This is a genomic window from Adhaeribacter aerolatus (genome assembly GCF_007991635.1).
GTDB lineage: Bacteria > Bacteroidota > Bacteroidia > Cytophagales > Hymenobacteraceae > Adhaeribacter > Adhaeribacter aerolatus.
Genome location: NZ_BJYS01000003.1, coordinates 24,728 through 39,098, shown reverse-complemented (window position 1 = coordinate 39,098; position 14,371 = coordinate 24,728). Strand labels below are relative to the sequence as shown.

8 protein-coding genes are annotated in these 14,371 nt (G+C 44.9%); 2 read left to right on the top strand and 6 right to left on the bottom strand.

What is annotated here, in order from left to right; genetic code table 11:
- Positions 1-242: 242 nt before the first annotated feature.
- The 6 genes from AAE02nite_RS03045 to AAE02nite_RS03020 form a co-directional block, all read right to left on the bottom strand.
- Positions 243-944: a DUF3823 domain-containing protein gene (locus AAE02nite_RS03045; RefSeq protein ID WP_146894979.1), complete on the bottom strand. Its 702-nt coding sequence runs from the start codon at positions 942-944 to the stop codon at positions 243-245.
- 9 nt (positions 945-953) lie between these two features.
- Positions 954-2,819: a RagB/SusD family nutrient uptake outer membrane protein gene (locus AAE02nite_RS03040; protein ID WP_146894978.1), complete on the bottom strand. Its 1,866-nt coding sequence runs from the start codon at positions 2,817-2,819 to the stop codon at positions 954-956.
- 15 nt (positions 2,820-2,834) lie between these two features.
- Positions 2,835-6,020, bottom strand: coding sequence for a SusC/RagA family TonB-linked outer membrane protein (locus AAE02nite_RS03035; protein WP_146894977.1), 3,186 nt, complete (start codon positions 6,018-6,020; stop codon positions 2,835-2,837).
- A 565-nt stretch (positions 6,021-6,585) separates the two neighbouring features.
- Positions 6,586-7,722: a Gfo/Idh/MocA family protein gene (locus AAE02nite_RS03030; RefSeq protein ID WP_146894976.1), complete on the bottom strand. Its 1,137-nt coding sequence runs from the start codon at positions 7,720-7,722 to the stop codon at positions 6,586-6,588.
- A 23-nt stretch (positions 7,723-7,745) separates the two neighbouring features.
- Positions 7,746-8,654 carry a sugar phosphate isomerase/epimerase family protein gene (locus AAE02nite_RS03025; RefSeq protein WP_146894975.1) on the bottom strand — a complete coding sequence of 303 codons (909 nt, stop codon included), beginning with the start codon at positions 8,652-8,654 and terminating at the stop codon, positions 7,746-7,748.
- 233 nt (positions 8,655-8,887) lie between these two features.
- Complete coding sequence (locus AAE02nite_RS03020; protein WP_146894974.1) at positions 8,888-12,454, bottom strand: PVC-type heme-binding CxxCH protein; 3,567 nt, start codon at positions 12,452-12,454, stop codon at positions 8,888-8,890.
- Positions 12,455-12,594: 140 nt separating this feature from the next.
- Between AAE02nite_RS03020 and AAE02nite_RS03015 the strand changes: the two genes are divergently transcribed.
- Positions 12,595-13,467 (top strand): AraC family transcriptional regulator, encoded by an 873-nt coding sequence (locus tag AAE02nite_RS03015; protein WP_146894973.1) that lies wholly within the window; start codon positions 12,595-12,597, stop codon positions 13,465-13,467.
- Positions 13,468-13,678: 211 nt separating this feature from the next.
- Positions 13,679-14,074 carry a hypothetical protein gene (locus AAE02nite_RS03010; RefSeq protein WP_146894972.1) on the top strand — a complete coding sequence of 132 codons (396 nt, stop codon included), beginning with the start codon at positions 13,679-13,681 and terminating at the stop codon, positions 14,072-14,074.
- Positions 14,075-14,371: the final 297 nt, after the last annotated feature.

Sequence of the window (14,371 nt, the reverse complement as noted above, 5' to 3'; positions counted from 1 at the left end):
GGGTTAGGAATTTAGAATTAAGTTTAAGTCTTCTCTTGATAATGGTTTAAAGCTAAACAAATATTTAAAAACGAACCAACCAAACCCAAGTTTAAGGTATTTATCCGCAAACGGATTTACTTTAAACGGATTAGTCGGGCATTTTAGTAAATTAAAAATGCAAGAACGATAAAAAAATAAAAAGCATTATACCAAAAGGTAAACCTATGGTATAATGCTTCTTATTTAGAGGTACTTGGGGCCTATTTTAACTGAATTTTTAACGGGGCACTATACGCTAATTCCTGAATACCCACAGTTTTTACACCAATGCGGGCAAAAACATATTCTTTTCCGGCTACTGCAGCTGGTAAGCTCGATAAATTGACATTTAAGGTTATCGGCTGACTTAGGTTAGTTATTCCAGAAGCTGCTTTTTCAGCACTGGCTCTTTGGTTTGTTGCATCTACAATATTAGTGCTGCTGATATACAGGTTTACCCGTTCTAACTGACGCGTTGTATTTACCTGTTGCAGGTTAAAGGTGGCATCGATAGTACTGGTACCCTTCTTAATCTGCTCATTTTTGATTACAAAGAACGGATTAACGGGAACATCTACTACAGCCGTGCCTCTTACTTCCACATTTATTGTGTCTGTTTGATCAACCCACGGCCCATTACCGCGTACCCGGGTAAGTTTGTAGTTACCATCAAATAACACAGCGGAAAAGGTGCCGTCCTGCGCAATATTAACGTTAATTGGGGTAGTCCGCCATAACGGATAGTCCGGGCCGGGCTGTCGTAACTCCAGCCGGACAGCATTTGATCTAACGCCAATCACCTGATCGTTGTAAACCACTCTTCCGGTTAAGGTTGATTTTGGTGGCTCGTAATTATCGTATTCACAGCCGGCCATCATTATAGCCAGGAGTACGGTTAAATAAGAATATATGCTAAGTTTCATGATTTTAAATTATTGGAATGGATTTCTGGTAATTAGGGGATTATTGTTAAGGGTACCTTGCGGTATGGCCGAATAATAATTATTTAACTGGAAGTTACGTGGTGCCCGGAACCGGGGAGCAGTTAACTTGTCATAAACAATTTTATCATGGGTCGGATGCCCCGGACGAACTACCCGGTAAGGATACAAGGCCAACGGGATGGCATTAGGGTTGCTGGCACTACCATTCCATAATTCGTGGGCAATTCGCCAACGTTTTAAATCCCAAACGCGGTGGTCTTCAAAGGCTAACTCAACCCGCCGCTCGTTACGAATCCTGGCCATGGTTAAAGTTGTAAGGCTGTTAGGTCCGAAACCGGCTCTTTCCCGTACCTTATTTACATGTGTTAAAGCTTCGGGTGCCATATTTAATTCCAGGGCAGCTTCGGCGGCATTTAATAAAATTTCGGCATAACGGAATCTGATCCACCACATTTCGCTCCGGACACCCCGGGTACTCGACATGGGCGTTGGATCGATATATTTACGCATATAGAAACCAGAATTAGAAACCTCCGTGATGGAGCGGTGAGGACCAGAAGAGCCGGTAAGTAATTTGCCATCCCCGTTAGGATATTTGGGGGGGCTATAATTAGCCCCTAATTGATCGCCTTCTATCGTGTTGTAGTTAGAACCTGTCCAAACTTTAACACCAGCCTGCATTTCAACAGGAAGGCCTCGGAATGAAGTGCCTGGATAAATAACGGTTCCGTATAAACGGGCATCCTTATTCGCAAAAATATCCTGTGGCCGGTTGTAGTAGATATAATCACTGTTATCGGCAGTCCGGTTTTTCAAAATGCCTGGGGTGCCGTCCAGATATTCAAAATCTTCCACCAGGTTTAATATTGGCGTAACGTTAGAAGAAGAAAGGTTATCCTCTCGAACATTGCGGGCTATATTATCATAGGTAAACGAAATCCGTTTATCTTTTGTAACAGAAAAGTCCTGCGCAAATATTACTTCCGGGTTATTAGATTTCTTTGTGATAGCATCAAAAAAATTCTCTCCTATGTCAGGGTTCCGGTTGTACAAAGTGTAAGTGTTACTGCTAATAATCTCTTTGGAGGCCGCCAAAGATTTGGTAAAATAATCAGTAGCTCTGGCAGCCGGAATTCCTACTTCCCCACCCGGTGTGGTAATAGGTGCACCCATCAGGTTATTATATTTAGCTAAAGAGCCGGCGTATAACATAGCGCGGCTTTTTAAGGCCAGTACGGTAAATTTATTAGCCCGGGTCTGGCTGATACCGTTGCCTATTGTGTTTTTAATTTCATCCAGTTCCTTAGCTATAAAATCATAAACTTCTTCTTCCTTATTGCGGGGCTTCTGCAGGGGAGTTACGTTGCCGCTTAAATCGTAAATAAGCTGATTGGTAATAATGGGTACCCCACCCATTCTTTTAACGTGCTCGAAATACGTGTAAGCTCTCAAAAAGCGCAATTCTGATTGAAATTGGGTTTTCTGGTCGGCGGTTAAAGCGGTTCCAAATTTATCCATGTTTTCCATGGCCAAGTTAATGTCCCGGATCAGGCCGTAATCCCACAACTCCCAGCGGTTGGTGCCATAAGTTACCAGGTTATTCCGGTCATCGTTATTACCCGACCACATGGCTTCGTCATAAGCAGCAAAATCGGCCCAGTTCGAAAGCGTAGAAAGAGAAGTTGGTAAGCGATCGTAATAATTAGCCAGCACACTGGTAATCATCTTTGGATCATTCCATACCTGATCCTCAAGGATGAGCGTGGGCGACTGCCGCTCTAAAAAATCATCTTCACAGGCCGCAAGCGGCAATAAAGAGGCTCCTAATATTAAATACTTATATATACTTTTCATAAATCACGCTAAAAATTATAAGCTTAAATTAAAACCAGCGGTAAATACTTTTTGCTGCGGATACACCAAACCACCATTCGAGGAAACTTCCGGGTCTAAACCAAATTCTTTCGTATTATCAATGGAGAAGAGGTTGGTACCGGTAACGTATACCCGCAGCCGGTTCAGGCCAAAACGGGTAACAATGGCTTGCGGAATGGTATAGCCTAATTCGAGGTTCCGCAACCGTACATAACTAACGTTAGTATTCCAGTAATTGCTTCTACGCGAGAAATTAACGTGGCTGTTTTGATCTTTTCTAATGGCAGGATACTTGCCCGCAATCCACGGGCTATCGTTATTGTAAGGATCTTCGTGGTGCCAGCGGTCTTCGAACATATAATTAGGAGAGGTGCCATTGTTCTGGAACGGAATTTTCATCTCTACTTCCCGGCGGAAAGTCTGCAAAGTAGCGCCCGCAAAGTCTATAGCCAGGTTAAAACCTTTCCAACCCACACTGGTATTTAAACCAAAGCTCATGTAGGGGTTGGCACCTTCCTGGAAACCAATCGGTCTTTCGTCCAGATTATTGATAACTTTATCGCCATTAGTATCTTTGTAAATTAAGTCGCCGGGTAGGTGCGTACGGTTGCCTTGTCCGTCGTTATCTACATCGTAGTTATCAATTTGTTCCTGCGATTGGAACTGACCAACCACTTCGTATCCCCAGTTTACGCTGCCCCATCGATCCTCCCAGGCATCGCGGTATTCCTGCCAGGAGTTACCCCATTGCGGATTATAACGTTGATAGATATCCCATCTGCGAGCCAGTGTAGCATTGCCACCTATGGAGAAAGTAACATCCTGAATTTTACCAGTGTAAGTTAAAGCACCTTCTACACCCCGGTTAGATTCTTTTAGTAAATTGGCTTGAGGCAAGGTGTAACCTACTTCGGTTGGTAACAAAACATCGGTTAAAGTAGCTGGTAAACCGCTGCGTCTCCGTTCGAAAATATCAAACTGACCAGTTAAACGGTTAAAGATGGTAAAGTCGAAACCAACGTTACGGGTATGGTTTTTAATCCAGGATAAAGTGGTAATTGGAAGACCTCTCGGGCGAACACCTGTGTAATAGTTTCCGTCGAATAGGGCGCTGCCCTGGGCCCAGTTATAACCTGGAGTGTAGCTATACGGATCTACCACATAAGCATCGTTGTTTAAGCGGTCGGAACCGGTTAAACCATAAGAAGCACGTAGTTTCAAATCATTTAAGAAACCACCAAAGCGCTCTTTCATAAAGTCCTCTTCGGAAATACGGTAACCAACCGATATACCTGGAAATAAGCCCCAGCGGCTGTCCTTCCGGAACAGGAAGGAACCATCGTAACGGCCTAATACTTCAAGCAGGTATTTTTGTTTAAAATTATAGTTAACACGGGCAATATAACCGGCGCGGGCTTCCTGATTGAATTCGTCAAGTAAAAAATCCTGGTTTGCAAAGTACTGGATGGGGATGTAATTATTAGGCGGTACGGTATGTACGATGAAATTATTATCTTTTCTATCGTTACGCTCGTACGCTGCTACCGCTGATAAGCCGTGGTCACCGAATTGCTTGTTGTAGGTTAACTGAAATTGGGCAAACCGGTCTATAATATTGCGCTTGCGGCGCTCCCGCCAAGGGTTCTGGTTACCTGATTCAAGCTTATAAGTATCCGTAGTAGGGTTATAAGAATAAGCGTTGTAGGTATATTCAAAACCATCAAAGTCAAAATTGGTGAAATTATAAGAGTAAGTACCCCGAGCGCTTAAACCAAAATTAAAGTCATATTGGGCGTAGAAGTTACCTTTCGCACCCCGCCAGATTTCGTCGATATACCCTGTAACACTCTTTTTATAAGTGGCTGGGTTTACGTTTACGTTGTGGTTTTGTGCAATATAATTAGGGTTATCGTTAGCGTAAGGGCGCTCCGTTGGCCACATACTAAAGATACTTAGGAATGGATTGAAATAATCATCCAAGCCCGGAACCCCAGCCTGAGAGCGATCTTCCAAACGACCGTAAATTTGAGTACCTACCCGCAAACCTTTGGCTACCCCGGCATCAATATTTGCCTGAATATTAGTCCGGTTAAAGTTGTAATCTTTGATAATGGCATCCTGGTTAACGTGGCTTACCGAGAAATAATAATTCATGGTTTCGGAGCCGCCGGAAGCGCTGGCATTTAAATTATATTGCGGTGCAGATTTATCCATTACCTCTGAATAGTAGTCGGTGCTGATAAACCCCTTTTCTGTGCCTACCCGCCATTTTTCCAGGTCTTCTTTTGTCACAACGCCTGCCGGGTTTCTGCCCTGATTCTGCTCCGATTCAGCTAAGGCGCGCATGTGCTGATAGGCATTGGCTGGTCTTGGATAACGGGTAAAATCTTGGATACCGTAATAGGCACCCACATTAATTTGAGGCTTCATACCGGCTTTACCTTTTTTGGTAGTAACCAATATTACGCCGTTGGCAGCCCGTAAACCATAAATAGCGGCCGAAGCATCTTTCAAAATTGAAACACTTTCGATATCGTCAATACCCAGGTTGTTAAACTGACCGGCATCGGATGTAACCCCGTCTATTACATACAGGGGCGTACCCATATTCCGAATTTGGATGCTGGTACCAGCGCCCGGACGGGCATCGGCCTGGCGAGCGGTAATACCCTGTACCTTACCAACCAAAGCACCAGTAGCGGTGGTGGCCGTAGTACGGGCAATATCAGTGGCTTGAATCTGGCTTACGGCACCAGTTACCGTACCGCGGGTTTGCGTACCATAACCTACTACCACCACTTCTTCCAGCGCTTTCGCATCCGGTAACAGGGTTATGCTAACAGAAGTGCGGTTATTAATCGGAATTTCCTGGGTTACATAACCAATAAAAGAAACTACTAGTGTGCCTGCGCCATCAGTAACATCCAAAGAGAATTGGCCTTCCGGGTTGGTAGCAGTACCATTAGTCGTACCTTTCACCAGCACCGTTACACCCGGTAAGCCTTCGCCGGTTTCGCCTTTAACGGTTCCGGTAAGCGTTCTGGCCTGGGATACAGCCTGGTTGGCACAAATAAACACAATGGTCGAAACCATTACTAAAGTGAAAGCAGCTTTCCGGAACAGCCGCCTGAAGAAGGGATCGCCGGAAGGAGGTAAATTTTTAGGTAATTGGTTTTTCATAAAAGAAATTGTTTGGACTGATTTAATTGTGGATAAAAGCTAAATGGTAAAAATTCGTCCTGATTATAATCCTTAAAGTCAGGAAGGGGGAGGTGTAATAATTGTCATTTTAACATTATTTTTTTTCATCAACGATTTACTAAGAAAAAACTGGATTCCCAAGTGGACACCCCGAATGCTGGCGAGGCCGAATTAATTAAAAACCAATAGTTTTAACCGTTCGTTGAAATGTTTGTTGCCGAACAACATATTAGGATGTTTACATTTAATATTATAAATGTTTTTTTAACATTTATAAAAATTTAAAAATGTTCTGCAGGACTGAAAAATAAGTCTTTACACTATGGGAAAGGAATTTACGTAGTGCGTTGTCTTTCTATGCCTTTACGTCGGTGCGCTTGTCTGAAATATGCTGGAGCATATACAATCATGAGAAGATTCAATATTTGAAAGAAGTACTCACCTGGGGTAATTACCAGGTGAGTTTCTCTTTGTGCGGAATCCCATTTCCATAAAGCCCTGCTATTTAAGTAAACAGCGGACTTTCGGAAGTATGTAAAGCCTTTTACGAGGTAGCCACCTCGGAAACTTCCGAAAGGGTAAACTCGGGTAAGTACATAATTTTACCTCCTTGCATAGCCGATTCGTGGGCCAAAATGCCAACGCAGGTAATATTAGCCGACTGCACGGCATTTGGGAAAGGCTCGCGGCCTTCTACCAACGCACTTACAAATTCGTGTACCAGGTGCGGGTGAGAACCGCCGTGGCCGGAACCCTGGATAAAAGATAAATGCTGGTTACCTTCGCTGTCGTATACCCCGGCAGAGGTAAAAGACTGAATCTCTTCCGGAAGCAGGTGGGCGTAATCCGGTGTTTTAACACGCTCCGGCTGCTCGCCCGTGTGAATTACGTTGCCTTCGTGTTCGATTAGCGTCCATTCAAATGATTTTTTAGAGCCGTATACATCAAAGCTCTCGCGGTACTGGCGGGCGGTATTGAATAAAGAACGGGTAACTTCGGCCGCTAAATCGGAGTTCCGGAATTTAATATGGCAGGTTTCAATGGCAAACGGAGAACCGTACTTCGGAATTAAATTTTCGTCGATGCGGCCGGAGCCCAGGCACGAAACGTATTCGGCTTCGGCCCGCGGCAGGGCTAATACCGGACCTACGCAGTGGGTGGCATAGTGCATGGGTGGCAAACCTTCCCAGTAACCTGGCCAGCCCGCCATTTCCTGCTGGTGCGAAGCCCGCAAAAACTGAATTTTGCCCAGTTCGCCTTTCTCGTACATTTCTTTCACAAACAAAAATTCCCGGCTGTAGATAACGGTTTCCATCATCATGTAAGTCAGGCCGGTTTCTTTTACGGCTTCTACAATCTGGCGGCATTCTTCTACGGTAGTAGCCATGGGCACCGTACAAGCCACGTGTTTGCCGGCTTTTATGGCTTTTAAAGATTGTTCGGCGTGTGCCTGAATAGGCGTATTAATATGAACGGCATCAACATTCGGGTCTTTCAGCAATTCGTCGTAGTCGGTGTAACGGTGTTCAATACCAAAGGCATCGCCAATCTCGTTTAGTTTATCTTCGTTACGCTGACAAATAGCGTACATGTTGGCGTTGGGGTGTTTCTGGTAAATCGGAATAAATTCGGCTCCAAACCCCAGGCCAATAATGGCAACGTTAATTTTGTCTTTTCTCATAAAAATTGCGGTGTATGAAATAATTAATAGTTAGATGCTACAGTTTGGGTGGCAGCTACCGGTTGCTGCTCCGGGTTACCCGCCCATTTTTTTAAAAACTGCAGGCCTTCGGCGGCAAATTTATCCTGGCTTTCAGCCAGGGGCTTCCAGATGCAAACTGCCCCCGCCAGCTCCTTAATGGCCGGCGTAAAGCTTTCGATGGAAACGGTGCCGGTGTAGTTAATAGCTTCTAAGCCGCGGCGGAAAGCATCCCAGCGGGTCTGGCCGGTACCCGGCGTGCCCCGGTAGTTTTCAGAAACCTGTACATGTATTAATTTATCTCCTGCTGCCCGTATCGCCGCTTCAATGTCCGGCTCTTCTATATTCATGTGGAAACCATCGAGAATAATTTTAGCAGCCGGGTGGTCAATGTCGTTAACTAATCTTACCACATCTTCGGCGGTATTAATTAAGTCAGATTCAAAGCGGTTAAGCGGCTCCAAGGCAATAAATAAACCTTTTTCGCTGGCCATGTCGCAGACTTTGCGGAGGTTGGTAACGGCCCGGTTCCATTCAACCTGTTTCTGTTCCGGCGATACCAGGCGGGCTTTGCCTACAGCCGAATACATGGGGCCGGCCAGGAAAGTAGCGTCCAGGTCTACACAAATATTCAGGCAGCTTTGGATATAATTAAAGCAGTTCTGGTGCAGCGCTTCGTCCTCGCTGGTCAGGTCGCGGGTGGGGCCAAAGGCGCCGCAAATAATGGCTGCCAAGCCGTTTTCCTGGAGGGCGGCTTTTACAAGGCTGGTATCAATAAGGGTGGGATCCTCTACGGCAATTTCCACTTTATCGTAGCCCATTGCTTTTATTTTCGGAAACAGCGAAACGGATTCGGTACTAAAAGGAGAGGTCCAAAGCCAGGTGCTCACTCCAAATTTAACGTTTAAGCTCATTTGGTTTAATGCTGATTTAAAGATGCGAATTGATTGGAATAATCTGTAAATATTATTCCGTTGCCGGATAAGTAAGGTATTGCAAGTCGGTTTTAAAGTATCCGGCAGCTTTGGTAATTTGCTTAATAGGGTAAACTATAAACTATGGTTTCATGCCTCTTGAAGCAAGTACTGCCAGATGCTGGCGTAACTTGCTTTAAGGGCTGATATAGTTGAAATTTTACAGTTTTATATTAACGGGCGTTAGCGCTGCTGGAGCCGGTATTGGCAACTACTTTCATGACCCCGTTCATGATGCGCCAGTGACCGGGGAAGGTACAGATGTACGGGTAATCGCCTATTTTTTCCGGTACTTTAAACCGGATAACCGAACGGCCATCGGTATCAATTAATTCGGTAGCCGCAATTACTTCTTTCATGGCCGGAACATAATTTTTCTCAGCCCCTTTCGGATCGCCAGCCATTTTATCGGCGGCAGCACCTACTTTTTGTACCGTACCGGCTTGTACCAATACCAGGTTATGCTGCATGAAATCAGGGTTATCCAGTACCAGTTCTACCGTTTGGCCGGCTTTTACCGTAAAAGAAGTTTTATCAAACTTCATCTCGTTTTTCACCACCTTTATATTAATGGTTACATCAGCGGCCCCTGCGGCTTTCGCTAACTGGTTATTGCTGGTAGAGCCTATTTCCAGAAAAGCCTGGGCAATATCGCTGCTGGACAGGTTGAAATTCTCTTTGTAATCACCAACTTTAACATCGTTTTTACCATCGAGGCCTACCCGTACGCCGTTGGTTAAAGGCTGTTTAAATAAGCCGGCGGCTTTGCCCTGGGCTACTGGTTTGCCATCTACTTCCAGTACCATGGCGCCGTTTTGCTTCAGTTGGGCTACTACGCTAAAGCGTTGTGCTTCTGGTAGTGGTGCTGAAATAGTAGTAGCTTTGTTATTCTGGTTTACCCGCATGTTTAATTTCTCGTCCTGGATAAACACCGCGTAGCCGTTTTGCTTGTCGCCGTGGGCCATTAAAGTACCTTCGAATGGCGGTGGGGTGAAATTCGGGTTATTATTGCCGCCACCGCCTGGCCGTCCGCGACGGGTAACATTGGTCCGGAAAGTGATTTCTTTGCCTACCAAATCAGGAGCATTGGCGGGCGAAATACCCACCCATCTTTCGAGTACCCGAATGTCTTTATCTAAACTTTGCAGAATGCGATTGGCTAAACCTGCTCCACTGGTTTCGGGTTGGGCTTTGGCACCGGCCCGGAAGCCTTCGTGGTGGGTAGCAGCCGCTACAAATAGAGCCTGGGCTACAGCGGGGTCTTTTTCGTTTTCCGGATTCAGGCTGGCGGTATACAGGGCCCGGCCGGTTTCCACCGATGCAGGCATCTCCGATACAGCTAAAAACGTGGTCATCCGGGTATTCAGGTTCGGATCGCTCAAAGAAGCTGATTTAATTAAGCCATCCAGAACTTGCTGGTTTTTGGGTAATACCTGGGCAGCGGCTCTTCTTACGCCGGCGGCCGGGTGCGACAAAGCATTAATGGCTACCTGCATGGCTTCGTTGTTAGAACCGTTTAAAGCGCCTAAACCATGCATGGTCCATAAAGCATGAACGGCTGGGGCATTTAAACCAATTTCGTCTACATTTTTGTTGTTTACCAGCTTGTATAACTCCGGTAATACCGAAGTATTTTTGGTTTCAACTAATAAACGCTGGGCCGTGGTGCGCCAGAACATATTGTCGTTTTCCAGGGCTTTTACCATAGTAGCAGCGTTGTTTCGGTCCAGTTTAACCGGGGTATAAGGCTTGGCGCCTTTGTAAACAATGCGGTAAATGCGGCCCCGCTCGTGATCGCGTAAGGGGTTTTCGTAAGCGTTACCTTTACCATTTTTAGCCTGGTAGCCACCGCGTTCCGGCGATGGGGTAGGGTTGTGCTGAATAATAAAATCGTACCAGTCGGCTACCCATACCGCGCCATCCGGACCAACTTCGGCGTGTACCGGGCCCATCCAGTCGTCGGAACTGGCCATTAAGTTAAAGCCGTTTACTTCTTTGTAGCCGGCGCCATCTGGTTCCTGAATGGCCTGGTGTACTACCCGGCCGGTTGGTTCGCACACAAAAGCAATGCGGTTCCAGTATTCTTTCGGGAAACTACGGGCGGTGTACAAATTATGCCCGGCGGCAGCTGTATAACCACCGTGAAAATCTACCTGGCGGATTTTATCGGTTACGGTTGGCATGTTGGCGTGGCCGTCGTTTTTGCGGATGGCCTGCGCCGTGCCACCTACCAAAACGCGCTTCAGGTAATGCTCAGGCATGTAAAAAAAGTCGCTGTGGTTACCGTTGGCCGTAGAGTTAAATACTTCGAAGTTTTCGTTAAAGCCCAAGCCCCAGGTATTATTGGTGGTGCGGCCCATGTATTGTAAATCTTTGCCGTCGGGCCGGAAATTATATAAACCGGAGCTGAACTGAATTTCACGGTCGCCGTCTTTGCCGCGGTAAGCCGAGTAACCAACGGTACCCCAAATGCGGTTATCCAGGCCGTATTTTAAATTAGATGGACCCGCGTGGGTATCGGATTTACCCCAGCCTTCCATAATCACTTCCCGTACATCAGCCTTGTCGTCGCCGTTGGTATCTTTCAGAAATATAAATACGGGTGCTTGCGAAATTATAATGCCACCGTTGGCAAAAACAATACTGGTCGGAATATTCAGTTTATCGGCGAAAATGGTGAATTTATCGGCTTTGCCGTCGCCGTTGGTATCTTCGCAAATTTTAATGCGGTCATCGCCCACTCCGTCTTCTTCGCGTACTTCGTTCGGGTAATCAACCGTTTCTACCACCCACAAACGTCCCCGTTCGTCCCAGGCCATCGAAATAGGGTTTACTACGTCTGGTTCAGCGGCAAATAATTGTAAATCAAAGCCGGCTGGTACCTGAATCAGTTTCATCGATTCGGCTGGAGATAATGGATTTTGCAGCTTTGGCGCCGGATCCCGTTTTTCGTAATTCGGCACCTGGGCATCTACATAAGTTAAAACAGGTAATTTAAGTTTGGCTAATTGTTTTTTTAACGGATCGCCTACGGCCCACAATATGCCGTTTTCTACCAGTTTAAGAAATCCCGGATTGCCCCAGGTGCGCTCATCGTGGCCGTAAGCCGTATAGAAAATGCGGCCTTTGCCTTGCGTCCGTACCCAGGTCCAGGGCTCTTTACGCCCGTTCTCGTCGCGTACCATCAGCACCTGGTTATCCGCCTGCAATTTATCGTGTACATACGTTTCGTCCCAGGTTTCAAATTCGGTAACACCTGCCATAGTGGGGTGTTTGGGATCTACTATTTGGGTAGTAAAGGTGCCTACTTTATGCGATTTAAACTGGCCGCCAATCATTTTTACCACCGGTTCAGAGTTCCGGAAGCAGAAAGAAGCGCTGTGAATCGGAATAAAGCCTTTGCCACTTTCTACAAACTCGAGCAAGGCAGATTCCTGCGCCGGCGTAATTTTGTCGTGGTTGGCATAAACCAGCAGCCCATCGTATTTGGCCAGGTTTTCTTTATTTAAATCGTCCGGGTTGTCGGTGTAGGAAATATTAATTCCTTTGTTAAATAATGCCGTCATCAGCATTGGGGCGTACTTAGCCGAGTTATGATGCTCGCTTTTATGCCCCAGAAATAATATTTCTATCCGACGAGGTTCTTTCCCGGTAAGATTGCTGGTAGAACTACCTGTTTTGGTACAGCCGTTCACAAGCACCAGTACCAGGAGGAGTACTATTACGCTTAAATTTTTCATTGCGGGTGAATTATTGTGGTGTAGATTATACAATTATACAAAATATAAAAATCAAAAACATTCTTTATCTTGCCTAAATCTGACTGTTTTATGCCAAATTTAGGTTAATTGCTGCTATTTTAAGGCAAATAAGTGTTGCTATGAAACATGCATTACATAAATCGCAAATTCCGGAGGCCAAAACCTTTGTTATCAAATACCTGAACGATCCTTGTTTTGATACAAAATGGCACTTCCATTCGGAGTACCAGTTGTTTGTGGTGCTGGAAAGCTCGGGTACCCGGTTTATCGGCGATAATATAAGTCATTTTCAGGAAGGCGACCTGGTTTTTACCGGCCCCAACCTGCCTCACCTCTGGCGAAACGACGAGATTTATTTTGATAAAGCCAACCCGTTGCGGGTGCAGGGCATTGTTATTTACATACCGGAGAATTTTTTGGGTGAGGGTTCGCTGAAGAAAGAGGAGATGCTGTTGATTAGGCAATTATTTGAAAAGGCCGCCCGGGGAATCCAGATTCACGGTGGTACTGCCGCGCGGTTAACTCAAATGATGCAGGAATTGCTGGCCCTGAAAGGAATTGAAAGCATTATTCAACTGCTTTCCATTTTACAGGTGCTGGCCGAGGCCGAAGAAATAGAATTTATTTCCAGCATTGGCTATTATAATACTTCCAAAGAAACCGATAAGGATAAGATGAGTGGGGTATATAATTACATTTTACAGAACTTTAAAAGGAATATTATGCTGGAAGAAGTGGCTGCCCTGGCCAATATGTCGCCGACTACCTTTAGCCGGTATTTTAAGGCCCGCACAAACAAACCTTTTTCGGTTTTCATCAGTGAACTGCGGATTGGCCTGGCCTGTAAACTACTGATGGAAGAAGAAGAATCTATTTCCCAGATTTGCTATAAATGTGGTTTTAATACCTTATCGAACTTTAATAAACAGTTTAGAAATTTAATGCATAAGACACCTTTTGAATACCGGAAAGAATACGCAAAAATTTCTTAATCTTTTACGTAATTGTTTCGTATAGATAAAATCATAAATAAAATTAATATTATTCTAAAATTCGCATTACTAAAGTACTAAACAGTTTAGTTATTTAATTAATTGGGAGTACTAAAAATGACTTATGAAAAAAATTAAACTAATTAATAGTTTAAGTATAAAAAAATTAAATAATTTGTATCCAAAGTAAAAGTTGCACGTAATACTGCCCATGAATACGCTTGAGGAACTAAGGCTGGAAGCAAAAACAAGGTTTTACCACCATATTATTTCTAAATTAAACGCTACCGTACAGGAATACAGTAACCTGGCAGTTATAGCCCAGTTTCAGGGCCGATTTGATGTTCCGGAGCAAGTTACTTTTACTTTAGACGGGCAAATAAATCATTTGCTTTCTATAACGGTAAGCCTGGTTAATAAAGCACCCGAGTCGGTGTACCTCGAAGAACTATTTACGAATTTCCTGAAAGATTATATGCATCTGGTTAATCCGGAGCTGCCTTTTCATGCCGGCGACTTGTACCTGACCAGCCGGGAGCCTTTAGCCGTAAGTCACCGGGAACCTGTGACAGAAATATCCGTGCGCAGTTTAGCCCCCGTACATTAAAGGAATTTGTTCTGTATTCAGATTTATTCAGACAATTGTTTCCTGAAACAGCAATAATATCAACCTTTAAACTAACCCATTAAAAGGCAATTACTCCAAAAGGCTAATACCTAACCCAGGGTGTAATCTTAAGAATTCGCAAAAAACCAACAAAGCTCTCAAGGAGTGTCCTTCTAAACCAACCTGAGTCATATTCCGCCCTTCCAGGGCTTATGTAAAATAGGCCATTAGCGATAGGCTTCACCCATCGCTAATAGCTTGCGCCCCTTTTGGGCTTTGGAATACTTTCATTTCTTA

Excerpts from the sequence above, each read along its gene's own strand:
- AAE02nite_RS03015 (WP_146894973.1), top strand. The coding sequence starts at position 12,595 with ATGAAACATGCATTACATAAATCGCAAATTCCGGAGGCCAAAACCTTT.
- AAE02nite_RS03025 (WP_146894975.1), bottom strand. The coding sequence starts at position 8,654 with ATGAGCTTAAACGTTAAATTTGGAGTGAGCACCTGGCTTTGGACCTCT.
- AAE02nite_RS03030 (WP_146894976.1), bottom strand. The coding sequence starts at position 7,722 with ATGAGAAAAGACAAAATTAACGTTGCCATTATTGGCCTGGGGTTTGGA.
- AAE02nite_RS03040 (WP_146894978.1), bottom strand. The coding sequence starts at position 2,819 with ATGAAAAGTATATATAAGTATTTAATATTAGGAGCCTCTTTATTGCCG.
- AAE02nite_RS03045 (WP_146894979.1), bottom strand. The coding sequence starts at position 944 with ATGAAACTTAGCATATATTCTTATTTAACCGTACTCCTGGCTATAATG.
- AAE02nite_RS03035 (WP_146894977.1), bottom strand. The coding sequence starts at position 6,020 with ATGAAAAACCAATTACCTAAAAATTTACCTCCTTCCGGCGATCCCTTC.
- AAE02nite_RS03010 (WP_146894972.1), top strand. The coding sequence starts at position 13,679 with ATGAATACGCTTGAGGAACTAAGGCTGGAAGCAAAAACAAGGTTTTAC.
- AAE02nite_RS03020 (WP_146894974.1), bottom strand. The coding sequence starts at position 12,454 with ATGAAAAATTTAAGCGTAATAGTACTCCTCCTGGTACTGGTGCTTGTG.